The sequence below is a fragment of the Frankia sp. BMG5.60 genome (assembly GCF_059428125.1).
Window position 1 is genome coordinate 3,254,990 of sequence record NZ_CM182091.1, and the last position, 24,369, is coordinate 3,279,358.

The 24,369-nt window shown below is 72.6% G+C and carries 26 protein-coding genes; 14 read left to right on the top strand and 12 right to left on the bottom strand.

Going from position 1 to position 24,369, the window contains the following annotated elements; all coding sequences use genetic code 11:
- Window positions 1–168: 168 nt before the first annotated feature.
- Complete coding sequence (locus AC5R91_RS12930; RefSeq protein WP_495397398.1) at window positions 169–1,506, bottom strand: esterase-like activity of phytase family protein; 1,338 nt, start codon at window positions 1,504–1,506, stop codon at window positions 169–171.
- Between the two features lie 336 nt (window positions 1,507–1,842).
- Between AC5R91_RS12930 and AC5R91_RS12935 the strand changes: the two genes are divergently transcribed.
- Both AC5R91_RS12935 and AC5R91_RS12940 read left to right on the top strand, forming a co-directional pair.
- Entirely contained in the window at window positions 1,843–2,526 is a 684-nt protein-coding gene (locus AC5R91_RS12935) for an RNA polymerase sigma factor (RefSeq protein ID WP_495397399.1), read from the top strand.
- A gap of 175 nt (window positions 2,527–2,701) precedes the next feature.
- Window positions 2,702–3,286 (top strand): hypothetical protein, encoded by a 585-nt coding sequence (locus AC5R91_RS12940; RefSeq protein WP_495397400.1) that lies wholly within the window; start codon window positions 2,702–2,704, stop codon window positions 3,284–3,286.
- Here AC5R91_RS12940 and AC5R91_RS12945 read toward each other — a convergent pair.
- Both AC5R91_RS12945 and AC5R91_RS12950 read right to left on the bottom strand, forming a co-directional pair.
- Window positions 3,267–3,476, bottom strand: a complete 210-nt coding sequence (locus tag AC5R91_RS12945; protein ID WP_495397953.1) for a hypothetical protein — start codon at window positions 3,474–3,476, stop codon at window positions 3,267–3,269. The genes AC5R91_RS12940 and AC5R91_RS12945 overlap by 20 nt on opposite strands.
- A 282-nt stretch (window positions 3,477–3,758) precedes the next feature.
- Window positions 3,759–4,205, bottom strand: coding sequence for a winged helix-turn-helix transcriptional regulator (locus tag AC5R91_RS12950; protein WP_495397401.1), 447 nt, complete (start codon window positions 4,203–4,205; stop codon window positions 3,759–3,761).
- Window positions 4,206–4,438: 233 nt separating this feature from the next.
- Between AC5R91_RS12950 and AC5R91_RS12955 the strand changes: the two genes are divergently transcribed.
- Window positions 4,439–4,966, top strand: coding sequence for an NUDIX hydrolase (locus AC5R91_RS12955; RefSeq protein WP_495397402.1), 528 nt, complete (start codon window positions 4,439–4,441; stop codon window positions 4,964–4,966).
- Window positions 4,967–5,015: 49 nt separating this feature from the next.
- On the opposite strand, the gene AC5R91_RS12960 is transcribed toward AC5R91_RS12955, so the two are convergent.
- Window positions 5,016–6,161 carry a hypothetical protein gene (locus AC5R91_RS12960; protein WP_495397403.1) on the bottom strand — a complete coding sequence of 382 codons (1,146 nt, stop codon included), beginning with the start codon at window positions 6,159–6,161 and terminating at the stop codon, window positions 5,016–5,018.
- A 303-nt stretch (window positions 6,162–6,464) separates the two neighbouring features.
- Between AC5R91_RS12960 and AC5R91_RS12965 the strand changes: the two genes are divergently transcribed.
- The 3 genes from AC5R91_RS12965 (at window position 6,465) to AC5R91_RS12975 (ending at window position 8,576) form a co-directional block, all read left to right on the top strand.
- On the top strand, window positions 6,465–6,785 hold the full coding sequence (locus AC5R91_RS12965) for a putative quinol monooxygenase (protein ID WP_495397404.1): 321 nt from the start codon (window positions 6,465–6,467) through the stop codon (window positions 6,783–6,785).
- 100 nt (window positions 6,786–6,885) lie between these two features.
- A complete protein-coding gene (locus AC5R91_RS12970) occupies window positions 6,886–7,758 on the top strand; it encodes an NAD(P)-dependent oxidoreductase (RefSeq protein ID WP_495397405.1) in 873 nt (290 codons plus the stop codon).
- A gap of 389 nt (window positions 7,759–8,147) precedes the next feature.
- Window positions 8,148–8,576, top strand: a complete 429-nt coding sequence (locus tag AC5R91_RS12975) for a DUF3307 domain-containing protein (protein ID WP_495397406.1) — start codon at window positions 8,148–8,150, stop codon at window positions 8,574–8,576.
- A 33-nt stretch (window positions 8,577–8,609) separates the two neighbouring features.
- On the opposite strand, the gene AC5R91_RS12980 is transcribed toward AC5R91_RS12975, so the two are convergent.
- A complete protein-coding gene (locus AC5R91_RS12980; protein ID WP_495397407.1) occupies window positions 8,610–9,140 on the bottom strand; it encodes a hypothetical protein in 531 nt (176 codons plus the stop codon).
- 934 nt (window positions 9,141–10,074) lie between these two features.
- On the opposite strand from AC5R91_RS12980, the gene murI reads away from it, so the two are divergent.
- The 4 genes from murI to rdgB all read left to right on the top strand — a co-directional run bounded on the left by murI (window position 10,075) and on the right by rdgB (window position 13,311).
- The gene (gene murI / locus AC5R91_RS12985) at window positions 10,075–10,995 is read left to right on the top strand and encodes a glutamate racemase (protein ID WP_044884373.1); all 921 of its coding nucleotides are present in this window, start codon (window positions 10,075–10,077) and stop codon (window positions 10,993–10,995) included.
- Window positions 10,992–11,738 carry an MBL fold metallo-hydrolase gene (locus AC5R91_RS12990; protein ID WP_495397408.1) on the top strand — a complete coding sequence of 249 codons (747 nt, stop codon included), beginning with the start codon at window positions 10,992–10,994 and terminating at the stop codon, window positions 11,736–11,738. Before murI ends, AC5R91_RS12990 begins: the two co-directional genes overlap by 4 nt.
- Before the next feature lie 143 nt (window positions 11,739–11,881).
- Window positions 11,882–12,625 carry a ribonuclease PH gene (rph, locus tag AC5R91_RS12995; protein ID WP_495397409.1) on the top strand — a complete coding sequence of 248 codons (744 nt, stop codon included), beginning with the start codon at window positions 11,882–11,884 and terminating at the stop codon, window positions 12,623–12,625.
- Window positions 12,626–12,702: 77 nt separating this feature from the next.
- On the top strand, window positions 12,703–13,311 hold the full coding sequence (gene rdgB / locus AC5R91_RS13000) for an RdgB/HAM1 family non-canonical purine NTP pyrophosphatase (RefSeq protein ID WP_495397954.1): 609 nt from the start codon (window positions 12,703–12,705) through the stop codon (window positions 13,309–13,311).
- A gap of 138 nt (window positions 13,312–13,449) precedes the next feature.
- Here the strand turns inward: rdgB and AC5R91_RS13005 are convergent, their stop codons facing one another.
- From AC5R91_RS13005 to AC5R91_RS13035, 7 genes are all read right to left on the bottom strand, one after another.
- Window positions 13,450–14,397: a PLP-dependent cysteine synthase family protein gene (locus AC5R91_RS13005; RefSeq protein ID WP_009740156.1), complete on the bottom strand. Its 948-nt coding sequence runs from the start codon at window positions 14,395–14,397 to the stop codon at window positions 13,450–13,452.
- Between the two features lie 21 nt (window positions 14,398–14,418).
- Window positions 14,419–14,739, bottom strand: coding sequence for a MoaD/ThiS family protein (locus AC5R91_RS13010; RefSeq protein WP_011602689.1), 321 nt, complete (start codon window positions 14,737–14,739; stop codon window positions 14,419–14,421).
- Between the two features lie 190 nt (window positions 14,740–14,929).
- On the bottom strand, window positions 14,930–15,334 hold the full coding sequence (locus tag AC5R91_RS13015) for a M67 family metallopeptidase (protein ID WP_495397410.1): 405 nt from the start codon (window positions 15,332–15,334) through the stop codon (window positions 14,930–14,932).
- Window positions 15,335–15,445: 111 nt separating this feature from the next.
- A complete protein-coding gene (locus AC5R91_RS13020; RefSeq protein ID WP_495397411.1) occupies window positions 15,446–15,985 on the bottom strand; it encodes a DUF2017 domain-containing protein in 540 nt (179 codons plus the stop codon).
- A gap of 1,285 nt (window positions 15,986–17,270) precedes the next feature.
- On the bottom strand, window positions 17,271–17,561 hold the full coding sequence (clpS, locus tag AC5R91_RS13025) for an ATP-dependent Clp protease adapter ClpS (protein ID WP_041938928.1): 291 nt from the start codon (window positions 17,559–17,561) through the stop codon (window positions 17,271–17,273).
- A gap of 110 nt (window positions 17,562–17,671) precedes the next feature.
- Window positions 17,672–18,469 carry an NUDIX hydrolase gene (locus AC5R91_RS13030; RefSeq protein WP_495397412.1) on the bottom strand — a complete coding sequence of 266 codons (798 nt, stop codon included), beginning with the start codon at window positions 18,467–18,469 and terminating at the stop codon, window positions 17,672–17,674.
- Between the two features lie 113 nt (window positions 18,470–18,582).
- Window positions 18,583–20,259 carry a nicotinate phosphoribosyltransferase gene (locus AC5R91_RS13035; RefSeq protein ID WP_495397413.1) on the bottom strand — a complete coding sequence of 559 codons (1,677 nt, stop codon included), beginning with the start codon at window positions 20,257–20,259 and terminating at the stop codon, window positions 18,583–18,585.
- 134 nt (window positions 20,260–20,393) lie between these two features.
- Between AC5R91_RS13035 and AC5R91_RS13040 the strand changes: the two genes are divergently transcribed.
- The 4 genes from AC5R91_RS13040 (at window position 20,394) to AC5R91_RS13055 (ending at window position 24,089) form a co-directional block, all read left to right on the top strand.
- Window positions 20,394–20,717: a hypothetical protein gene (locus AC5R91_RS13040; protein WP_495397414.1), complete on the top strand. Its 324-nt coding sequence runs from the start codon at window positions 20,394–20,396 to the stop codon at window positions 20,715–20,717.
- A 169-nt stretch (window positions 20,718–20,886) separates the two neighbouring features.
- Complete coding sequence (locus tag AC5R91_RS13045; RefSeq protein ID WP_495397415.1) at window positions 20,887–22,383, top strand: helix-turn-helix domain-containing protein; 1,497 nt, start codon at window positions 20,887–20,889, stop codon at window positions 22,381–22,383.
- Between the two features lie 8 nt (window positions 22,384–22,391).
- Window positions 22,392–23,387: an NAD-dependent epimerase/dehydratase family protein gene (locus tag AC5R91_RS13050; RefSeq protein WP_495397416.1), complete on the top strand. Its 996-nt coding sequence runs from the start codon at window positions 22,392–22,394 to the stop codon at window positions 23,385–23,387.
- A 270-nt stretch (window positions 23,388–23,657) separates the two neighbouring features.
- Window positions 23,658–24,089: a hypothetical protein gene (locus AC5R91_RS13055; protein WP_495397417.1), complete on the top strand. Its 432-nt coding sequence runs from the start codon at window positions 23,658–23,660 to the stop codon at window positions 24,087–24,089.
- Window positions 24,090–24,369 lie beyond the last annotated feature (280 nt).

The following is a 24,369-nucleotide window of genomic DNA, read 5'->3' on the forward strand; positions in this document are numbered from 1 at the left end:
GGCCGCTGAAGGTACGGGCTCCGCTGCCTCGACAACACTCGTCAGGAGGGCCAACTGGTAACCGCCAGGTCCGCGACGTGCGAACCTGGCGGCACCTTACGGAGGGCGACGTCGGGACTTACGGGCGACGTCTGACTGCCCCGGCACACGACGGCCGAGGCCCCGGGGTCAGGACAGCGGGTGGTTCAGGCGGAGGAGGAGAATCTTGCTTTTGACGCCGGAGTCGACGAGCTGGCCGTTGGTGTCGAAGGTGCCGAGGCCGAAGTCGTTGTCGTTGGCCACGGCGATGGTGCGGGGGCCCAGGACGGCGACGCCCTCGACCTTGTCGGGCATGCCGGGGACGGCCTCGAGGTCGACGGCCAGGCGCTTGGGCAGGACCGTGACGCCGGCCGTGGCCGGGTCGGCGAGGGACTCCAGCGACGGCGAGGTCGCGGGGCTGTCCCACGCGGTGCCGAGGATGTTCGTGGCCTTGCGCAGGTCGACGGTGTAGAGGCGGGCGACGGGGTCGGTGCGCTCGTCGACGAGCAGGGTGTGCTCGTCGACCGCCGCGAGCGAGGAGATCTTCATCTCGGCGGGGTCGCCGCCGACGCTCGGGTCGAAGGTCTTGACGTCCTCGAGGCGGTAGACGAACTCGCCGGTCACCTTGTTGGTGGCGGTGTCGAAACGGAAGATCCGGGTGTTGCGGGACGCCTCGCCGGTGTCCTTGTCCGGCACCAGCAGCGGGCTCTGCACCGACAGGTACAGGGTGCGGCCGTCCGGCGCGAGCGCGATGCCCTCGAAACCGCGGTTGATCTTACGGTTGGTGAGGATCGCGGGCAGCGACGGGATGACGGGATAGTCCGTCCCGGTCAGCTTCAGGCCGGCGGGGACGTACCGGGCCAGCACCTTTCCGCGGGCGCTGATCCGCAGCAGGGACGGGCTGTACTCGTCCACCAGCCAGAACTCGCCGCTGCGCGTGCGGACGAGACCCTCCGTGTCCAGACCGTTCGGGTTGAACGGGAGCTTCGTCTGGGCGTCCCAGGTGTAGGGGGTCTCGTCGTAGCCGTCGATGTTCGACAGGCCGGTGACGGGTGCTCCGTGCGCGGTGGTGATCGGCAGGGATTCCAGGACCTTGATGGCCGATCCGTCGACGCGGACCTTGAGGATGGCCGGGTCGAAACCGGGGACCGGGAAGGTCCGCCGGTTCTTGCCGGCCACCTTGATCTGGCCGTTCGGACCGCGGTCGGTGACGGTCCAGAACTCGTTGGGCCGACCGGCCGGGTACAGATCACTGCCGATGCCGCCGAGGTTGACGCCGCGGTCGGTGTCCACCGAGCCGGGGATCAGCCCATTGGAGAACTCGGCCAGTCCGGTGTCCGGCAGCGTCCCCGTCGCCACCACCGTCGGCACGGTCGACCCGGCGCTCGCCGGCGCGGCCGACGCGATCCCCTGCCCCGCGACGATGCCGAGCGGCACCGTCAGTGCCAGGCCCGCGACCGCCCATCCACGAAGTCGTCTCGACGCCACGACACTCCCCCCTGATCCCCGCATCGGAATCACCCGCCGTTTCCCCAGGTACCGACCGTCGACACGGCCGACAACGGACGTTAGGGCCCATCGATGGACATCTGATGAACCGCAGCCGTCCGGCGACCCTCCGCACTACGACCAACAGACGGAAACGCCCTTGTCACGCGCCGCGCAGGCACGCCCGAGGCGTTCGACGGGCCAGCGTCGAACCCGGACACGCGCAGGACGTAGGACGGTCTGCGACCGGTCTCCGGCGCCGGCGAGACACCGAAGCGAGGGATGCATCCGGGAACCGGGACGAGGGACGCGGACATTACCCGGCATGGGGCGACGATGACGGGTGGGGCCGATCCGGATGAGGCCGATGGGGACGGGGATCTCCTGGAGCAGGCCGGGCGGGGGGACGGGGCCGCCTTCGGGCGGCTGTTCCGCGCGCACGCTGACGCGGTCTACGCCTACTGCTTCCACCGGCTCGGGACGTGGAGCGCCGCAGAGGACGCGACGTCGGTCGTCTTCCTGGAGGCCTGGCGACGGCGCGCCGACGTGGTGACGGTGTCGGGGTCGGGGTCGCTGCGGCCCTGGCTGCTCGGGGTGGCCACGAACGTGATGCGCAACCAGCGGCGGGCCGCCCGCCGGTACGACGCGGCGCTGTACCGGCTGCCACCGTCGTCCGCGGAGCCGGATCACGCCGACGAGGTCGCGGCCAGGCTGGACGACGAGCGGCGGATGCGGGAGATCCTTCGCGAGCTCGCGACGCTGGACCGCGGTGCGCGGGAGGCGATCGTCCTGGTCGCGTTGGAGGGCCTGACCTACCCGGAGGCGGCGGTGGCCCTCGACGTGCCGGTGGGGACGGTGCGTTCGCGGGTGGCCAGAGCCCGCAGGCGGCTGCGGCGCGACGTCCCGGCAGAGGCGAGGACGTCCGGTGACGACGTCGTCGTGGCCGGTTCCGGGCCGGAGCCCCGGGATCTGATGGCGAACAGGGATCAGCCGGGCCGGAAGGCGGTGCGAGATGTCTGATCCGGGATGCATGCGGCCGCCGCTGCCGCGGTCGATTCCCGCGCGGCGCCTGGAGCAACGCTCCGTGCTGCTCGAACGTCACGTCGACGCATCCTGGGGACCTGCACCGCGGCGTCCGCATCGTCCCCGGTCCCCCCGGCGTTCTCGGCCCTGGTGGTGGCGAAGAAGGGTGCTGGTGCCGGCCGTGGCACTGACCGTCGCCTGCCTCGCCGCCGCCGGCTGGGGGCTGCGGCCCGCTGGGCTGGCCACCCGGGCCACCGCAGTCGGCTGCTACTCGGCGGTCAGCCTGACCAGCGACACCGCCGTCATCGGAGGTCAGGCAGCGGCGGATCCGGTCGCGGCGTGTCGGGACATCTGGCAACAGCCGGGGCCGGGCACGGGCGCAGGGGCGGGCGCCGGCTCGAGGCTGGCTCCGAACACGCCGGCGGCGGCCTGCCTTCGTGAGGACGGGAGCATCGCCGTCTTTCCCGCGACAGATGCCTGCGCGTCGCTGGGACTCCGCCCGTTCGCGGGGGTGTCCGACGCCGCGCGGCGGTTCGCGGCGTTCCAGCGCGAGGCGGTCGACATCGTCGGGGCCGACCACTGCCGACCACGGGCGCAGATCATCGCGGTCCTGCGGCAGAAGCTGGACGGCTACGGGCTGCGTTCCTGGTCAATCGACGACAGCGGATTCGATCAGCCGTGGGCTCGGGGCCGGCCCTGCGCCGGGCTCGCGATCGACCACGACCGCTCGCGCGTGCTCATCGTGCCGATGCCGTGACCGGTGGGGCGGGCGGCGCGAGCCGGACGGGCAGGGCCTGCCAGCCGTGGACGATGAAGGAGGGCGCCTGCGGCAGGTCACCTGCCGGTGCGGCGAGGGCGAGGCCGGGGAAGCGGGCGAACAGTGCGGGCAGGGCGTACCCGGCCTCCAGCCGTGCCAGCGGGGCGCCCAGGCACCGGTGGACGCCGATCCCGAACGCAAGGTGGTCGGCCGCGTCCCGGCCGGGCTCGAACCGCCAGCGGCAGCGGCTGCGCGAAGGCGCCCACCAGGTCGACGACCGACCCGGTGGTCCCGGCGGCCAGGTCGTCGAGGAGCCGCTCGGTGACCGCCGCTACGGCGGGGCGCAGCAGCTCGGTGCGCCGGGCGCTGAAACTCGGCGCGACCAGCCGGCGCAGCCGGGCATGATCGACACCGTAGGTGCTGAGCATGTTCACCACGCCCACCCACTGCGCAACGGGCCTGCCGGCGGCGGTCAGCGCACCTGGCCGAGCCGGACCAGGGTGGTCGTCCCCGGCAGCACCGGCGCGTGGCAGTGCCCGCACACCATCTCGGGATGCAGCTCGGCGCCGCAGTCGTGCTCCCACCTGGTCGGCGCCGGGCCGTCGGTGACGTAGCGGTCGCCCCACTCCATCAGCCCGAGCAGGATCGGCCGCAGCGCGCGGCCGGCCTCGGTGGGGACGTACTCGTAGCGCGGCGGACGCTCCTGGTACTGCACCCTGGCCAGCACCCCGCGATCGACGAGGGTACGCAGCCGCGCCGCGAGAATGTCCCGGCTCGCCCCCGTGTTGCGGGCGATCTGGTCGAAACGGCGCTCACCGAGCAGCACCTCGCGCAGCGCGAGCAGGCTCCACCGCTCACCGACGACCCCGAGCGCGTTGGCGATCGAACAGTCCCGCCCGGAACCGGCCATGGTGACCATCCCCTCGACCGCACGCTCCGCCAGTCCAACCCGGCCCCGCCGCCCGAATCTCCCGGGCACCCGGCGGAAGGTGTCGGTCCGGTAATCAAACCTATCACCTCCCGACGCGCCAGCGACCAGTAACAGCGACCAGTAACACAGTCACCGTGCGCGATGAGCCGAAACGTCAACGGCGCCCCGCACCTCGCGGTAGACAGGACCGTGGAGCCACCAGCCACCGAAGGAGTCCTGCCATGACCACCGCGGGAGAGGACCGGCGACCGGTGCGGAGCCGGCGGGACGGCCCTACGACGCCAACGACGCTGACGTGCCTCGGGCCGTCGCCGGACCCGCCGTTCGAGCGGGTGACGAGCGCGTCGGTGGTGGCGGTCACCGACGACGGCCGACTGGTCGTCGCCGAGCTGACCCGCGGACTGGACATACCCGGCGGGCATGTCCAGCGCGGCGAGTCGTCGATCGACGAGACCGTGCGGCGGGAGGCGTGGGAGGAGGTCCGGGCCCGGCTCGGCGTCCTGCACCCGGTCGAGGTGATCGAGTCCGACTACTTCGGCGCCGACGACCGGACCTACATGGTGATCCGCACCGCCCGGGTCACCGAACTCGGCCCGTGGGAGACCACCCACGAGTCCGCCGGCCGGATGCTGATCGAACCCGAGGACTTCCTGCGGCGCTACCGCGGCGGGGACCCGGCGCTCATGCGCCACCTCGTGACCACCGCCCTCGCCGCCCTCCCTGACCTCCCCGACCTCCCCGACCCCTGATCAGGACCGGCCGGACGGGTGGCCAAACGCGTTGGCCTCCCGTGCAGGCTCACGCCGGCAGGTCGCACCACTGCCTCAGCCAGGCCCCCACCACCGGGGCCCCGTCACCACGCCGTTCGCGCACCGTCACCAGCCTGTCGACCGCCTGAAGGCACATCCGCTGCCAGCAGGCGGCTCGTTTCTCCGGCGAGGACTCGATCACCGGAATCGAGGTCTCCTCGGTGGCGTGCAGATTGTGCAGCGCCGCCGCCAGCCCGGTCCCACCGTCCGCGCGGCTGCCGGGCGAGGGCTCGGCGATCGTCCCCGGCCCGCCGGCGAAGCGCAGCAGACTGCGGCCGTCGCACGCCTGGCACTCGCAGACGAGCAGCCGATCCTGATGGTCGTCCGCCAGTTCCCGCAGCCGCCCAGCCGGGACGTACGTGAGCAGGTCCGGGACGAACAGGTGGGGATCGGAGGAGGCTCGTCCTCCACCCCCGGGCCACGACTGGTGCCGCGTCGAGGGGAGAAGCCCCACCGCTCCGAGAGCCGCGCCGTGGGCCACCGCGCCGATGGCCGAGACGTCGCAGCGGATGAGGCCGATCGGGACCGGTCGCGTCTCCCGCAGCAGGGCTACCAGGCCGGCCACGGTCCCGGCGCGATCGAGCGGATTGCTCCGGTGGGCGAGGACGATGGCGACCGGCCGGCCTGCCGCGATGATCTCCTTGATGAGGGTGTCCAGGCCTCCCGACAGCAGCCAACCGAGCGGCAGCGCGAGCACCACGACACCCGGCTCCGGGGCACCCAGCTCCGGGGCACCCAGCGCCAGGACAAGGGCGTCCCGGTCCGCCACGGCGATGACCGGGCCGCCCAGCAGCCGAACCGGGCTGGCGGACGAGCCCGGCCACGCGCCGACACCCGGCAGACCAGCCGCGACGCCGCCGGTCAGGTCCAGACCCGGCGGCGTGCTGGCCCCGTCCCCCTCCATGGCGGCCTGCTCGGCCGTGCGGTACGTGGCGGGATCGACGAGCACAGGCTGGTTCCGGTACCGGATGCCGATCACGGAGCGGTCGGATCGGCCGGCGACAACCGCGCCGCCGACGACCGTCAGGGCCTCGTCCAGCAAGGAGAGGCCACTGTCGGTGAGGTAAGGCAGAACTGATCCGTCGGGGACCGGGTGGAAAGCCGCCGCCGATCCGGGCGGACGAGGAGCGAGCATCGAAACACCGCCGCCTCACCAGAGGATCTACCGATGAACGACTACTCGATGAATTGTAATCATTTCACTGCATCAGGTGAGCGATTCGACTCGTTCCGTGCGACCCCACCGCGACCGCCCGCGTCAAGGTCCGGACGGCCCTACCCGGTGACTACTCAAGGCTGCCGAGGTCGGGCCGCGGCGATGTGACGCGAGTCTCGCGAGACGCATTACAGTGATCTATAGTGAGGTCACACACCGTCACCCACGAACTGGCGACGGTGACGACCTCGCTGCCGATGACTGCGTCGCGGAGGTGGAGCCATGTTCGGTCTGACGGTGCGCTTCGAGGTTCGCCCGGACACTGCGGACGCGTTCGACGCCCTCGTGGCGCGGACGGTGCCCCTCATCGCGGAACGGGAGCCCGGCACGCTGATCTACACGACGCACCGCGTCGCCGGCGACCCGAACGCCCGACTGTTCTACGAGCTCTACCGGGACCGCGACGCCTTCGAGGAGCACGAGAACCAGCCGCACATGCACCGCTTCGCCGCCGGCCGCCAGTCGCTGCTCACCGGTCCGCCGCGCATCGAGTTCGTCACCTTCACCGCCGGCACCGGGGTTCCCGTCTCGACCGACGCCTGACGGCCCGGCAACCCCGGCCGGTCTTGCCTGCCGGTGACGGGGCAGACTGCGGTACGTGACCGCCAGGAGCGCCGCAGCGCCGCAGTCAGGAGGGTGACGGATGAGGATCGGATTCATCGGCCTGGGCGGGATGGGCACGGCCATGGCCCGCAACCTGGTCGCCGCGGGCCACACCGTGCTGGCCTGGAACCGCTCCCCCGGGCCCGTCACCGAGCTGGCCGCGGCCGGCGCCGTCCCCGCGAGCATCGAGGAGGCGTTCGCGACCGGGACCGTGCTGAGCATGCTGGCCGACGACCAGGCCGTGACGGAACGCCTGCTCGACCCCGCGGTGCTGGCCGCGGCGCCCGCCGGCGCCCTGCACGTGAACATGGCGACGATCAGCACCGCCCTGGCGGAACGGGCCGCGCGCGAGTACGCCGAGCGGGGCCTGCGCTACCTCGCCGCGCCGGTGTTCGGCCGGACGGAGGCCGCGGCGGCGGGCAACCTCACCATCGTGACCGCCGGTGAGTCGGCGGCGATCGCCGAGGTGCAGCCGCTTTTCGACGTCCTCGGCAGGCGCACCTGGACGGTCGGCGAGGCGCCGGCGCACGCCAACCTGGTCAAGATCCTCGGCAACTACCTGATCGCCTGCTCCATCGAGGCGATGGCCGAGGCGACGACCGTGATCGAGGCGGGCGGGCTGGACCCGGCCCTGTTCATCGAGGTGCTGACCGACAACCTGTTCCCCGGCCCGGTCTTCGCCGGCTACGGCGGCATGATCGGGAAGAGAAGCTACGAGCCGGTCAACTTCCGGCTGCCGTTGGGGTTCAAGGACGTCGGCCTCGCGCTGTCCGCGGGACAGGAGCGCAACGTCCCCCTGCCCTTCGGCGGCGTGCTGCGCGACGCGTTCATCGAGGCGCTCGCGCACGGCCAAGGGGAGCAGGACTGGGCAGCGGTCGCCGAGACCGCCCGCCGCCGCGCCGGGCTCGCCTAACGCGGCTCCGACGGCTGGGCGGCTCGGACGGCTGCGGCGCTCGGACGGCTGCGGTCGGACGGCTGCGGCGACTTGGGCAGCCGGTGATGGCGCGGGGCCCGGCGAAAGCCGTCCCAGGATGCGGTGTCGCAGCTCGCTGGGTCGCAGGCTGAACGGCGACGAGTCCACCCGGTCGGCCCGACGAGGCCGGGTGCGCGCTCGCCCCGCCGTTCCGGCCGCCTTCGCCGGTGCCCGTCGGCGGGCGCGCCGCCCGATGCGTGCCGCCCGCCGACGGAGCCACCGGTGGGCGGCCCCGAGCCGTCCGCGGCCCGCCCGGCCCACCCGGGCGTTGGGCGCAGAGCAGGATTGACGATGAGCGCAGCTCCGTCCCGACGTCCCACCCCGACCTCATGACCAGGGCCGTCGCCTTCGCGGTCCTGCTGGTGACCCTGTTCGCGGCACACCAGCTCGCCGATCATGTACTGGGCCAGACCGACGCCCAGGCCCGGCTGAAGACGACGCCGGGCCCGGCCGGCTGGGCGGCGCTGGGACGCCACCTGGCCGCGTATCACGCGGTCGTCGTGGTGATGGTGACGGTGGCGGCGGTCGGGCTCGACCTGCGGCTGTCCGCGATCGGGGCCTTCGCCGGGCTGGTGATCTCGGTGGTCACCCACGCGCTGTGGGACCGCCGGGTCGCCGTGCGCTGGGTGCTGACCAGGACGGGTGGCGGCGACTTCGCCGAGCTGGCCGAAAACGGGATGAACGGCATGTACCTGGCCGACCAGTCTCTGCACGCGGCATCGCTGTGGTTGGCCGCGATGGTCGCCGTGCTGCTGTGAGCCGTGGACCCGCCGGCCTGGGCGGGGGCGCTCCTAGCAGGCCGCCGACGTGCCGCCCGGTCCGTCCGACGAGCCCGACGACGTGCTCCCGGACCTGCTCGACCCGCTCGCAAACCCGTCCGACCAGCTCGACCCGCCGTCGGCGCCGCCCGACATGCTCCAGGACACGTTGTCGGCGCCGCCGGGCACGGACCAACGATCGTCGTCGGCACCGTCGCGACCGGCATAGTCCCAGCACGACGACCATTCGTCAGCGTGGGGTTCGGCGGCGAGGTCGCCACTCGGCCAGTCGAACCCGACGTGGGCGAAGCCGAACGACGAGCCACCGGCGGAGTCGGAGTGCGCGGGCACCGACCGCTCGGCGGCCCCGGACGCCGAGGCGAACGCCGAGCCGACAACATGCGGGATCACGAACCAGGCAGTGATGTTGACCCCCACGACGACGAGGATGATGACAAGCGGGACCAGGTAGCTGTACGCGGGTGGGAGCACGAGCGCCAGGGTGACCAGCCCTCCCACCAGGAGGGCGACGCCCGCGGCGACCGCAGCGAGGAACCGTGCCATAGGCATGTTCCTATCGCCCTCGACGGGGCTACGACCTCGATCGACGCCAACCCGACAAGCCGGGAGGGCGGTTTGACGGTGATCATCCCGCTTGCTCCGTCCGTCCTCGGATCGGCGGCCGCGACCCAGCGGTGAGCCGACGGCACCCACCCGTGACGCCGGCACGTGGTGACGCCCCGGTATCGCCTGCTGGCTTTCGATGACCTGCCCGGCCCACAGCGGCGGCAATCACAGCATCTCGTCATCGTAGGAGCACAGGGGGACATCGGGGAACGACTCACGGCCTGAAACGCGGACGGATCACGCCCAGCCGGCGCGACGCCGCGGGCCGACCAGCGACCCCACCGGCGGCCGGGCGGGGGCACTCCGACGCCGATGCCCGCGCGGCACGAGCACTGGCCCGACGGTGCCGGTCGGGGCATCGCCGTGGATGCCCCGACCGGACGCCGCCGAGCTCGAGGATGCGACTGGGGCATCGCGGTTCGGGGACGGATGGGAACGACCCGGACACCTCAGCCGCGTCCTCAACCTACCTGGTCGATAGCTATTAGTCACTGATCGATTACAGGCAGTTCTAGCGTACACCCCGTTTGAGGTCCCTGTACCCGTATGCCGCTGCCAGTCGGGCACCTTTCGTCGCGGGAGGACGAGTGGGCGACACCGGATCGTTCCCAACCCGATCGGCCGGACTTCGCGAATTCCCCTGGGGCCAGGGAGCCGCCGGGGGATGTCGACCCCGCCACACATCGTCCGGCCCCGGCACACCGGGACCGGAGCATGGGTAGCAACGACGTATGACACGCGGCGAGGCAACCCGAAGCGCCGGACAGATCGGCACGATGTGCGACTTGCGCATGCTGTCCCGTATTGGACAAAGGTTTCGTGATGACAGCCACAGGGTGAGCATCGGGTTTCCGGCTTAGTCTGATCGCTCATGAGTGGCGCGCCGGTCGGGGTGTTCGACAGCGGAGTAGGCGGTCTCACGGTGGCGCGCGCCATTCTGGACCAGCTTCCGCACGAGCCGTTGGTCTATCTCGGCGACACCGGACGGGCACCCTACGGACCACGTCCCATCGCCGAGGTACGCCGCTACGCCCTCGAGTGTCTTGATCGCCTGGTCGACGAGGGGGTGAAGCTGCTCGTGATCGCCTGCAACACGGCCAGCGCGGCGTGCCTGCGCGACGCGCGGGAACGCTACAGCGTCCCGGTCGTTGAAGTGATCATGCCGGCGACCAGGCGCGCGGTGGCAGCCACCCGCAGCGGTCGGGTGGGCGTCATCGGCACGGTGGCCACCATCGGCAGCCGCGCCTACGACGACGCCTTCACCGCCGCCGCGGGCGTCGACCTGACCGGCGTCGCCTGCCCCGCGTTCGTGGACTTCGTCGAGCGGGGTATCACCTCTGGGCGGCAGCTACTCGGGCTGACCGAGGCATACCTCGCACCGTTGCAGGAAGCCGACGTCGACACGGTGATACTCGGATGCACCCATTACCCGCTGCTGACCGGGGTGATCGGCCTCGTGATGGGAGAGGGCGTGACGCTGGTGAGCAGTGCCGAGGAGACAGCGAAGGACACCTACCGGGTGCTCGCGCGGGACGGGCTGTTCCGCGACCCCGACCTACCACCACCCAGCCACCGCTTTCTGACCACGGGTGACCCCGCGCTGTTCACCCGCGTGGGGCGAAGGTTCCTCGGGCCCGAACTCGTCCAGGTCTCGGCCGTGGCGTCCGGGGAGCCGTCCCTCCCGGCGCCGTCCGCGCCGCCCGCCACCAGGACCTCGACCGCAGCCGTCTGGACCGCCCGACCCGCGGCGGATCAGGATTCCTCCCAGCAGAGCCCGGTGGTGCCACGGTGAAACTGACCATTCTCGGCTGTTCCGGCACGTACCCGGGGCCGGCCTCCGCCTGCTCGTCGTACCTGGTGGAGTCGGACGGGTTCCGGCTCGTCCTCGACGCGGGCAACGGGTCGATGGGTGAACTGCAGCGGCACTGCGACCTGCGCGACATCGACGCGGTCCTGCTCAGTCACCTGCACGGCGACCACTGCCTGGACCTGGTGGCGAACTCCTATGCGCGGCGCTACCACCCCGAGGGCATGCCGCCCAAGCTCCCCGTCTACGGCCCGATCAACACCCAGGAACGGCTGTGCGGGGCGTTCGAGAAGTGGCCGGAGGACAGCCTCGCCGACATCTACGACTTCCGCACTATCGGCGCCGGCTGCCTGCACGTCGGGCCGTTCCGGATCGACCTCACCCGGGTGGCGCACCCGGTCGAGGCGTACGGCGTCCGGGTCACGGCGGAGGATCGGGTGCTCACCTACTCGGGCGACACCGGCGCGTGTGACCGGCTCGTCCGGCTCGCCCGCGACAGCGACCTGTTCCTGTGCGAGGCGTCGTTCCTCGACGACGAGGACAATCCGCCCGACCTGCACCTGACCGGCCGGGAGGCCGGCGAGCACGCGCAGAAGGCCGGCGTGGGGCGGCTGGTGCTGACCCATCTCGTCCCCTGGGGGAACGCCGCCCGTTCGGAGGAGGAGGCGGCCGGGGCGTTCGACGGGAACCTGACCATCGCCAAGCCCGGGGCCACGTTCGAGATCTGACCCGCGTCGCCGGATCGGACCGCGTCGCCGGATCGGACCGCGTCGCCGGATCGGACCGCGTCACCCGAATGGACCAGGGCAGGCCGGGGCCGGTCAGACGGGGCCGGGCGGCCGGTCCGGGGCGGGCCGATAGTGTCGCGGGCGTGACACGAGTCGATGGCAGGAAACCGGACGAACTTCGGCAGGTGACGATCCTGCGGGGTTGGCAGGAGCACGCCGAGGGGTCGGCGCTGATCAGTGCCGGCAAGACCAGGGTGCTGTGCGCCGCCTCGGTGACCACCGGCGTCCCGCGCTGGCGCAAGGGCAGCGGCCTGGGCTGGGTGACAGCCGAGTACTCGATGCTGCCGCGGGCCACCAACACCCGCAACGACCGCGAGTCGGTGCGTGGCCGGATCGGGGGACGCACTCACGAGATCTCCAGGTTGATCGGGCGCAGCCTGCGGGCCTGCATCGACCTGGCCGCCCTTGGCGAGAACACCATCGCCATCGACTGCGACGTGCTGCTCGCGGATGGCGGCACCCGCACCGCCGCGATCACCGGCGCCTACGTCGCGCTGGTCGACGCCGCCCGCTGGCTCGGCCGGCCTGCGGCGATCACGACGAGCGTCGCCGCGGTGAGCGTCGGGGTCGTGCGGGGTGAGCCGATGCTCGACCTCGCCTACACCGAGGACTCCACCGCGGACACCGACATGAACGTGGTGTGCACCGGGGCGGACGGGTTCGTCGAGGTGCAGGGCACCGCCGAGGGCGCCCCGTTCGACCGGGCGATGCTCGACAGCCTGCTCGACCTCGCCGTGTTCGGCTGCGCCCAACTCGCGGAGATCCAGACCGAGGCGCTGCGCGGTCCGGCGCCGGCGGGTCCCGCCCGACCGGAGGGGGCACGGTGACCGCGAAGCCGACCGCCGGCCCGACCGCCGACGCGGACGTCACCACGGGGGGGGCTCCGGCCGGCTCGTCGGAGCCGGTGCGGGTGGTGCTCGCCAGCCGCAACGAGGCGAAGCTGACCGAGCTGCGCCGCATCCTGGCGGCCAGCGGCCTGTCGGTGGAGTTGGTGGCTCTTCCCGACGGCGACGAGGTGGCCGAGACCGGGACCACCTTCGCCGAGAACGCCCTGATCAAGGCGCGGGCGGCGGCCGAACAGACCGGCCTGCCCGCCGTCGCCGACGACTCCGGACTCGCGGTCGACGAGCTGTCCGGCATGCCCGGCGTGCGCTCGGCCCGCTGGTCCGGACGCCGGGACGGCACCCGCGTCGAACGCGACGAGGCGAACAACGCCCTGCTACTGGCCCAGCTCGACGACGTGCCGTCCGAGCGGCGCGGCGCCGCCTTCGTCTGCGCGGCGGCCCTGGTCACCCCCGCCGGCGTGGAGCGGGTGACACGCGGGGAGCTGCGGGGGGTCCTGCTGACCGAGCCCCGCGGACAGGGCGGCTTCGGCTACGACCCGCTGTTCCTCGCCGACGGCCAGACCCGGACCAACGCCGAGCTGACCGCGGCCGAGAAGGACGCGATCAGCCACCGCGGCGTGGCCTTCCGCGACCTGGCCACCCTTCTCGGCGAAGTCCTGGCCTCCTGAGACGGCGGATTCCCGTCGCCCCGCCCCGCCTGCCCCAGCCGATGGAGTTCCACAGATCGCCGAAGGCGATCTGACGAAAACCCCGAACGGCGCCCTGGGCGAGGGGTCCCCACAGATCGCCGAAGGCGATCTGTGGGGCTACGCCCATAGTTGACCTTCCAGCGCCGCCTCGGCCTCCTCGAGGGTGCCGGCGTAGGCGCCGGTGGACAGGTACTTCCAACCGCCGTCGCAGACGATCAGGGCGATATCGGCCCGTCGACCTTCCCGGACCGCCCGCTCGGCCTGGGCCAACGCGGCGTGCAGGATGGCCCCGGTGGAGATCCCGGCGAAGATGCCCTCCTCCTGGACGAGCTCGCGGGTGCGGCGCAGGGCCTCGCGCGGCCCGACGGAGTAGCGCGAGGTAAGCACCGACGGGTCGTACAGCTCGGGCACGAAGCCCTCGTCGATGTTGCGCAGGCCGTACACCAGCTCCCCGTAGCGGGGCTCGGCGGCGACGATCGTGATGCCGGGCACCCGCTCCTTGAGGTAACGGCCGGTGCCCATCAGGGTGCCGGTCGTCCCGAGGCCGGCGACGAAGTGGGTGATGGCGGGCAGGTCCTCGAGGATCTCCGGGCCGGTCGTCTCGTAGTGCGCCTGGGCGTTCGCCGGGTTGCCGTACTGGTAGAGCATGACCCAGTCGGGGTTCTCGGCGGCGAGCCGCTTCGCGACGGCGACCGCCTCGTTGGAGCCGCCGGCGGCAGGCGAGTACCGGATCTCGGCGCCCCACATCTGCAGTAGCTGGCGGCGCTCCACCGAGGTGTTCTCGGGCATGACGCAGACGAGCCGGTAACCCCGCTGGCGGCAGACCATGGCCAGCGAGATACCGGTGTTGCCGGAGGTCGGTTCCAGGACGGTCGCGCCGGGGGTGAGCAGGCCGCGCTTCTCGCCGTCGGCGATCATCCACAGCGCCGCCCGGTCCTTGATCGAACCGGTCGGATTGTCCTGCTCCAGCTTCGCCCACAGCCGGACCTCCGGCGACGGGGACAGTCGCGGAAGCCCGACCAGCGGGGTCCGGCCGACCGAGTCGGCCAGGGAGTCGAAACGCATGAGTCGGACCTGCCGCTCGGCTCAGTGCTGACCGGCGGGCACGCGGGGCGAACTGGCGGTGGAGCCGCCGGCGACCGCGGGCAGGATGGTGACCTCGTCGCCGTCGTTGAGCTTGGCGTCGAGCCCGCCGAGGAACCGGACGTCCTCGTCGTTGACGTAGATGTTGACGAACCGGTGCAGCTCGGCTCCGTCCTCGCCGGTCACCAGCCGGCCGCGCAGCCCGGAGTGCCGGGAGTCGAGGTCGAGGAAGAGCGCGGCGACGGTGTCGCCCGTGCCCTCGACCAGCTTCGAACCTCCCGTGTAGCTGCGCAGGATCGTCGGCACACGGACCTGGACTGCCATGGTGCTCCTTTCGCGGGTGCCAGCGGTCGGGCTCGACCGAGGCGCCGCCCGGACGGGCGGGGTGTTACGCGGGCGGGGGTCTGCGGGGTGTCAGGTCTGCGGGGTGTCAGGACAGATGGCCGGGGCCACGCCGTCACCCCCCTTGCCGCCCCGTCGCATGCCGGCCCCGCTACTGCAACGTCCCAGGCCCTCAGACGATTTCCACCGACTCCTCGGTGACCAGGCCTTCCACGATCCGGAAGGACCGGAACTCGGTGTGGTCGGGCTCCCGGGTGGAGGCCAGCACGTAGTGCGCGTCGGGCTCCCCGGCCAGAGAGATGTCCGTGCGGGACGGGAACGCCTCGGTCGCGGTGTGCGAGTGGTAGATGACGACGGGTTCCTCGTCGCGGTCGTCCATCTCCCGCCAGACCCGTAGCTGTTCCATCGGATCGAAGCGGTAGAAGGTCGGCGAACGCTCGGCGTTCTCCATGGGGATGAACCGCTCCGGCCGATCCGAACCCGCCGGGCCGGCGACGACTCCGCATGCCTCGTCGGGATGATCACGGCGAGCATGGGCGACGATCGCCTCGTAACAGGCACGGTCGATGCGCAGCACTGGCCCACCGTACGACGCGGAAGGGGTGGTCTGGGCGGTCCTGGCGACGAGACCGTTCCGGCCACGACCGGGATCTCGCCCCGGGCGGCCCAGTCCGGGCCCAGTCCCGGCCTAGTCCAGCGCCCGGGTCAGCTCGTCGAGCAGCCCGGTCAGAAAGACGTAGGTCGCCACCAGCGGGTAGCGCGGATCCTCGGGATCCATCCGCTCCAACTCGTCGGAGGAGTCGTCGTCGGTCAGGGCGAGGCGAGTGCCCAGGAACAGCCGCAGGTCGTTCAGGGTGGTCAGCCAGTCCTGGGCGGCGTCCTCGTCGAGGACGAGCACGGACCCGGGAGCGGGCATGGCGGCCAGCACCCGGCGGGCGGCGTCGCGCTTGCGGGCGAGCAGGTCGTCGGTGCGGCGGCGACGGAAGTCCCCGGAGGCCATCGGGTCGTCCGGGTACGGGTCGGGAAGCAGCCGGGCGATCGCCGGGTCCTCGGGCGGGGGCGGAGCGGTGTCGCGCAGCCCGACCATCGCCTCCAGCGGGTCCTCGACGGGCGGCGGTTCGAGCAGCGTCTCGATCTGGCCGACGAGCTGGGACAGCAGCGCCGACTCCCATTGCGGCAGCCGAAGCTCGATCCCGGACCGGGTGCGACGGAAACCGTCAGCAGCCACGACGTCGTGCCTCCATCACCGCTCGTCCGCGGCGCCCGCCCGCGGATCTCTCGTCGGTCACCGCCGAGGCCGGCGCCGCCGCCGCCGCGGCTCGGCCGCTCGCGCGACGGGTCCCGCGGCGCCATCGCCTGAAAAGAGAGGCGGGCGCGCGGCGGGCCACGGCGAACGTCCGGCGGTTGACCATCGCCAGCCTAGTCGAGCCGGCGGGGTGGGCCTGCGTGCGCATCGGGGCGTCGGGCCCCGGGGGCGCCGACCCGGCGCCGACGGCCGGTGCACGCGACCGGCGGCGGGTGGCCCGCGGGCATCCGGAGGCGTTTTCGGGGGTGATCCCCGGGAAGGGGTAGCGCGCTCGTCCCACCCGGAATCTGGCCAATTTTGCGATACGGATGCTGTTGAACCCGGCACCGAGCGGAGTCATGCGGTGGCCGCGCGACGCCTGCCGGAGAAGGCGGCAGCCCAATTACCCGAATATTCCGGACGACAGAGTCGAATTTTCCCTGGTGCGCCGATACGCACAGCCCGGATTCATCCCCGGAGTCCGGCAGGACCGAGCCGCGGAACGTATCGATCTACCGAGAAGCGGGGAATACGGATTCATCGGGTTTTTCGGAATCGCCGCCGCGGGACTCCGCCGGGACCGATCCGGACGAATCCCGCCCGCGCCTCCTCGACCAGCCGAGCACATTGTCGGACCATGGCCCGCGGCCGGGCCCACCGGCCCCCGACATTCTGGTCCTACCCGGCCAGAATCACTCGCCACCCGTCGCCCCGGGCGGCCGGCGCGCGCCGACACCGCCTCCCGCCGGCGGCCAGCCTCGCCCGGCCCGACCCCGATCCAGCTAGCTCTTTGTGGCCGCGTTGCTCCGATGGAGCTCCTTGGTTGGGCAAAGGTAGGTCGGCGCGAGACCGATCAGCAGGCTCCGCGCACGGCCGGCGGCCTCGGCCCGGCGAACGCGCGCGACCGGGAGAGGGACAACGGCGGTCAGGCCCGGACGGGAGCCACGACCGGACGCCGGCCAGGCCCGCAAGGACCCGGTTCCTGGTCAGCCCGGCTCATGGTCAGCCCGGTTCCGGCCACATTGCGGCCAGGTGGTGCCGAGGCTTACCCACGGTTTTTCAGCCGAAAACCGCGGCTAAGCCTCGGCACGATCCGGTGCGCAATTGGTCACAGACAGACGAGGAAGGGGCGACGCCCGGTGGGCGTGCCGAACCCCGAGGCGGCCCCCTGGCACCCGATCGGATCCCCTACGGGCGCTGGGCACCTGGGGTCGCTCGTCCAGGCTGGTCAGTCCTGGGCGATCGTCGCCCACAGTCCGTATGCATGCAGGCGCTCCGCGTCGGCCTCCATCTCCTCCCGGGTACCGGTGGCGACCGAGGCCCGCCCCTTGTGGTGGACGTCGAGCATCAGCTCGGTGGCCTTCGACTTGGTGTAGCCGAACAACTTCTGAAAGACGTAGGTCACGTACGACATGAGATTGATCGGATCGTTCCAGACGATCGTGACCCACGGCCGATCGTCGTCGAGGGTCTCGTCGGCTTCCTCGACGTCGACGGGCGACACGGCGGTGACAGACACGAGGCCTATTGTTACGCCATTCCCGCGCCCCGGCCCGGCGCCGGGCACGGTGAGATGCAACGGCGCACGTCCCGCTCACCGCGCGCGACGAGGCGACGAGGCGACGGCGGTCAGACGGAGCGGCGTAGCAGCGGCGGATGCAGCGCGGTGGCCGAGCCGCGCCGGTACAGCTCGGCGGGCCGGCCGCCACCGCGCGGGGCGGTGCGCCGGCCCAGCGGGACGACGAACCCGGGCGTGGACAGCACCTTGCGCCGGAAGTTCGGTGGGTCCAGCACGACGTCCCAGGCGGCCTCGTAGACGCGACGCAGGTCCGCGAGGGTGAACTGGTCCTCGCAGAAGGCTGCGGCCAGCGGGGTGTACTCCAGCTTCGCGCGAGCCCGCTCGACCCCGTCGGCGACGATCCGTGGATGGTCGAAGGCCAGCGTCGGGCCACCCGGGGAGTCCAGGTCCGCCACCGGCCACCACCGGGCACGGGGGCCGTCCCGGCCGGGCGCCGGCTGCGGCAGGTTCGGCAGCAGGGCCAGGTAGGCAACGCTGACCCCGGGCGCCCGCGGGTCGCGGTGCGGGCCACCGTAGGTACGCAACTGTTCGAGATGGCCGGTAGTGGTCACCCCGGTCTCGGCCCACAACTGGCGCGACGCCGAGGTGTCGAGGTCCTCGTCGCCGTCGACGAAGCCGCCGGGCAGTGCCCAGGCCACATCGAACGGCGGGTCCCGGCGGATCAGCAGGACGCAGAGCCGGCCGCCGCGCAGGGTCAGCAGCACCAGGTCCACGCTGACGGCGACGACCGGCGGCGTGACGGGGTCACCATGACGCCGCCCGTCGTCGCCGTCACGCGGACCGCGGACCTGATTCGGCGGCGAGGCGGGCGGCACCCCTCCAGTCTGGCCATGCCCACCCCACCGCACACGGCCCCCTCCCTGGACCGGGTTTCGCGGGGCCGTGGCGGCGCGGCTGGGCCGCCTGAACGTGACCGGTGAGGGACGACCGGGCCGGCCGGATCAGGCCTGCGCCGCGGCGGTCAGGCGTGGGTGGTGTGCACGACGGGCAGGCACGGCTGACCGAAACGCACGTCCCGTGCCGTCGGGGGCAGCGCGGTCAACGCCCGGCCGTGGTGCTCGCGGGCCCGTCGAGTGCCGGCGGGCCCGACCAGGTCGGTGTCGACGAGCTCGCCCCCCACGACGATCGACTGGAGCAGCTCACGGTCCCGGGACTCGCCGGGCCGGAACCCGGAGCCCGCCGCCGTCACCGGCGCGCCGGCGGAGGCCGAGCCGGCGGAGGGGGTACCGGCCGTCGGCGCCGCAGCCGCAGCGGTGGGAACGATGGCGGTGGGCCCCGCGGCGGAAGGGGCCGCAGTAGCCGCGGAAGCGGAGGAGGCCGTGACGGCGGGAGCGGCCGTCGTGGCGGGAGCGGCCGTCGCGGCGAGAGACGCCGTGGCGGCGGGAGCGACCGTGACGGCGGGAGCGGCGCTGCTGGCGGCTGTGGTGGGGGGAGCGGCGGCTGTGGTGGGGGGAGCGGCGGCTGTGGTGGGGGGAGCGGCGGCCGTGGTGGCGGGAGCGGGAGCGGCCGCGGGGAGGACGACGTCGGCGACGGCGCGGCCGCTGGGGTCGTGGCGGCGCACGACCCGCTTACGTCCCCCGCGACTGGTCTTGCCCACCGACTTCTTGGCGACGGCGACGCCGTCGACCTCGACGAGCTTGTAGACGAACCCGGCGGTCGGCGCCCCGGACCCGGTGACCAGGCTGGTCCCGACGCCGTAGCCGTCGACGGGCGCCTCGCCCAGCCGGGCGATGGCGTGCTCGTCCAGGTCCCCGGTGGCGATGATCCGGGTGCTGGGCGCGCCAAGCGCGTCGAGTTGCGCCCGGGCGGCCGTGGCCTGCCCGCCCAGGTCGCCGCTGTCGATGCGGATGGCGCCGAGTTCCGGCCCGGCGGCGGCCACCGCCGCCGCGATGCCCGCGGGGACGTCGTAAGTGTCGACGAGCAGCGTCGTGTCGCGGCCCAGGGCGGCCACCTGGGCGGCGAACGCCTCGGCCTCGGTGGGATGGACGAGGGTGAACGCGTGCGCGCTGGTCCCCACGCTGGGCACGGCGTACGTCCGGGCCGCCTCCAGGTTGGAGCTGGCCGCGAAGCCCGCCAGGTAGGCAGCCCGCGCGGCCGCGACGGCCGCCACCTCGTGGGTGCGCCGCGAGCCCATCTCCAGGCAGGGCCGCGAGCCTGCCGCGGCGACCATTCGGGCCGCGGCCGCGGCGATCGCGCTGTCGTGGTTGAGGATCGACAGCACGAGCGTCTCCAGCAGCACCGACTCGGCGAACGTCCCCTCGACGGCGAGGACCGGCGCGCCGGGGAAGAACGGCTCGCCCTCGGCGAAGGCGCGGATGTCGCCGCGGAAACGGTAGTCGGCCAGCCAGGCGGCGGTGTCGTCGTCGACCACGCCGGCGGCGCGCAGCGCGGCGAGCTCGGGCGGGGCGAAGCGGAAGTCCGCCAGGGCGTCGAGCAGCCGACCGGTGCCGGCGAACACGCCGAAGCGGCGGCCTGGCGGCAGCGAACGGGTGAAGACCTCGAAGACCACGCGGCGGTTGGCCGCCCCGGAGCGGAGCGCCGCCCGCAGCATGGTCAACTCATAGTGATCGGTCATAAGTGCCGTGGACATCCGGAACAGAGTAGGGACGAGGCCGGCCAGATGCGCGCCGGTCGACATCCCGCGGGCGGCGGAAGGGGACGGGTTCGCCGTGCCAGGAGGTGTGTTGGTTCGGCGGTGGGGCGGGCGCAATCCTGCATGATGTCCCTCACACCTTGCCGCCCAACGCCACCAGCGCCCCGGAGTGCCCTGACGTGACCACGCCCGCGACCGACCTCGCGCCGGCCGGGTGTGCGCCTCGGATGGCGCGGTTCGCGGCCGATCGACGGCAATTGGACAGGACCTCCGTAGTCGTCCGACGCCGTCATGCGATCGTCTTGAGCGTGGACCAGAGTAATGCCGGCATCTTCATCGTCGTGGTCGGCGGCGCGTTGCTCGCTCTGCTCGTACTCGGCGGTCGAGCCGGCCGGAGCATCGCCCGCGACGTGTGGAGCCGCATCGGCTTCTTCCGCTGGATACTCGTCGCGATCATTGTCGTGGTCATCCTCGATCTGTCCGACGGGTTGCCCAACCAATGAACGCCGAGATCGCGGGAACAGCACCGCATAACGCAAGGCAGCGAAGACGTTGCAGGACGCCACCGGGCCACCTCCGTATGGGGTGGTCGATTTATGTCACTGCGCTCCCAGATGCCCGACTCGTTATGCTCACTTCGCGTAACACGATTGTCGGACGAGAGGACAGCGGGTGACTGGTCACACCTGGCTCTGGACGCCGCCGCGGGCCACTCCAGCCAGCGTCGGCGTCGGCCAGCTCCTGAGGGCTTACCGGCAGGCACACGGCCTGACGCAGCAGCAACTCGCCGATCGGCTTGGCTTCGACCAGTCGTACGTCTCCAAGGTGGAAAGCGGCCGCCGGGCCATCCACGACATCTCGACGCTGCGCCACATCGCCCGCAACCTCGCGCTGTCCCCGGAGGACGTGGGCCTGGCGCCCGGCGCGATGGCGGACCGCCGACGGGACAGCGGCCCACGCAGTCCCGCGGCCGAACAGGTCGCCGCCAGCCAGCGCGCCTGGCGGCTGACGCGGGACCACCTCAACCACCACCGGATCAGCCTGGCCCGGGCCGCGGTGCGGCTCTACCCGGAGACCGACCGGCTCGGCAGCGGACTGCTGGCCCGCCCGGGCTGGGTCTGGGACCGGCCGGTGGACATCGACGAGGTCGCCCTGCACTGGCAGGACAAGGTCGAACCGCCGCTGATCCGCGGGGACGAGCCGGAGACGGCCGGCAGCCGCCCGCTGCTCGGCGGCGGCAGCGCGCAGACCCGGTACCAGCGCTACACCCGGGCGATGCGCGACCTCGACCGGCCGACGCTGTTCGAGAACCGGCTGAGCTTCCGGCTGCTGGACATCGGCGGCGACGGCACGGCGCCGGCGACGGCGGACAACCGGCCGACGCTGAACTTCGGCCACACGACCTACTTCGACGCCGTCGACGTGTGCGAGACGGTGGCGCACGAGGCTGCCGCCGCGATGGCCGGCACCGGTCTGTCCTGGCCGGCGCTGCCGTTCCGGGCGCGCATCGGCAACCCGTTCGACTTCGGCCGCCGGGTGGCGCTGCCGTCGATCAACACCCTGACGATCCGGCACGATCGGGGCGGTCAGGCGAGTTTCTTCCTGCACCGGCGCAGCGCGGGCTCGGTGGCGACCGCCGGCGGGGTCTACCACGTGATCCCCGCCGGGGTGTTCCAGCCGTCGGGGATCACCGCGTTCCACCACGAGGCCGACTTCGACCTGTGGCGCAACATCATGCGGGAGCTCAGCGAGGAGCTGCTCGGCAACCCCGAGCACGACGGCAGCTCGTCCAGCCCGATCGACTACGACACCGACGAGCCGTTCCGCTCCTTCGAGCAGGCGCGGCGGGCGGGCTCGGTGCGGGTGTCGTACTTCGGCATCGGCCTCGACGCGTTGACCTTGTTCGGCGAGATACTCACCGTCGTGGTCATCGACGCGGACGCCTTTGACAAGCTGTTCGGCGGGATGGTCCAGAGCAACGCGGAGGGCTCCGTCGTCACGGCCGGCCCCAACCGGGCGGTGACCGAGGGCATCCCGTTCACCCACACCGCGCTGCGCCGCCTCGTCGACACCGAGCCCATCGCTCCGTCCGCGGCGGCGTGCCTCGAGCTCGCCTGGCGCCACCGCGAGACGCTGCTGCCCGGCGTACGCGCCCGGACGGCGTCCTGATCCGGGACATGCGCGTTCTGGTCACCGGGGCGTCCGGATTCATCGGCGGAGTGGTCACGGACGCTCTCGCGGCCGACGGCCACACGGTGACCGCGATGGTGCGCGACCACTCCTCGGCGCCGGTCTTCGCCCCCGGCGTCGAGGTGGTGGCCGCGGACCTGCTCGACCCGCGGCAGCTCGCCGCCGCGGGGGTGGACCGGGGCTTCGACGGGGTGTGCCATCTCGCGGCCCTGACCCGGGTCCGGGAGTCGCGGATGGCTCCCCTGCGCTACTTCCAGGCCAACCTCACGGGCACCGTCAACCTGCTCACGGCGCTGGAGATCGGCACGGAGCGGAGCGGGGTCGCGCCCGCGTTCGTGTTCGGCTCGAGCTGTGCCGTCTACGGCGATGTCGATCTCACCGGCGTCCCGGAGAGCCGCCCGCCGGACCCGTCCAACCCCTATGGCGCGTCCAAGCTCGCCGCCGAGCGCCTGTTGAGCCACCAGGCCGGCACCGGCCTGATCGGCGCGGTCATCCTGCGCTCGTTCAACGTCGCGGGCGCCGTCGAGGGGCACTACGACCGGGACGACAGCAGGATCATCCCGGCGGCGATCGCGGTGGCAAGCGGGCGCCGCGACGTCTTCCGCGTCAACGGGGACGGGCAGGCACTGCGGGAGTACGTCCACGTCGGGGACATGGCGGCCGCCTACTACGCGGCGCTGACGGCGGCCACGCCAGGACGCTGCTCGGTGTTCAACGTGGGCAGCGGCGTCGGGGTGAGCATCATCGACGTGCTGGCGGCCGTCGGCCGGGCCAGCGGCCGGCCGGTGCGGCGCATCCACTGCCCGCCCGTGCCCGAGCCCAAGGCGCTCATCGGGGACAGCCGGCGGATCCGCACCGAGCTGGGCTGGGGCTCGCCCCGGTCGAGCATCGACCAGATCGTCGCGGACGCCTGGCGGTTCGGCCGGGCGTCCGGCGGGACCGGCGTGCCGCCGCGTCAGCGCAACGTCCCGATCATCACCTGACGCCGCCCGCGTCGCCCCGCCGCGTCCGGCGTCGTCCCATGGCGGACGTCCCCGGGCTACCGCCCACCGTGCACACCCCGTAACCTGTAGCGAAGTATGACCTCCGGGCTCGAGACCAGCGCCTCCGGCGCGGCCGGCCCGGGGTCACATCCCGGACGATCGGGTTCCCGAACTGGTCGGACCGACCCGGTCCGTTCCGTCTACAGGGAGTTCCGACCCGCGGGACGATGGATCCTGACAGGCTTTCCCGACCCCGAAGGGCTGGCTGTGATGGTGGCGGACCGACACCTGGGCCTGCGGCCCTGTCATGTCTACGACTACGACGGCGAGTACCTGGGCTCCTTCACAAGCTGGTCGGCGGCGCACGAGTGGGCCCACCTCCAGGCCGCGATGGGTGGCGTCCCCGGGCCGCTGGAGGTCGAGGACCGGCAGCTCGGGCAGCGTCGGCGCGTCTGGGTGGACCGCTGCGCGGACCTGCTCGCCGCGCCGCCCGCCGAGGCCGAAACGCCGGCTGAGGCCGCCCACGCCCCGCGGGCCGGCGGCGTCGGGCCCGGGCCCGGCGCGATCAGCCTTGAGCACGCCGCGACCGGCGGGTCCGCCGCCGAGCGTGGCGCGATCGTCGCGGCGCTCGGCGCCGCCGTGCTCTGCGACGTCCTCGACGCCCCGACCGTCATCCCCGCGCAGCCCCGCCGGTCGGACTGATCCGCGGCGCCGCGGGTCCGCCGGGCGAGCCCCATCTCGCGGGCGGCGACCGGAAGCCACCGGTTCCGCAATGCGGGCCCAGAAACGCCATCGATGGCTCGAAGGGGCAACTTCCCGGCACGAGAAACCCAACACACCATCATCGCCCGGGGACGTACGGGCCGGTCGGTAGGCGGGTCCGCCGACCGGCCCGAATCCCGGAGGGCGGCCGGCAGGTGCGGGGAAGGCCGTAGGTCCGGCCCGGACCACGGCGCTCCGGCCTGGTCGCGTCGGGCCGCGC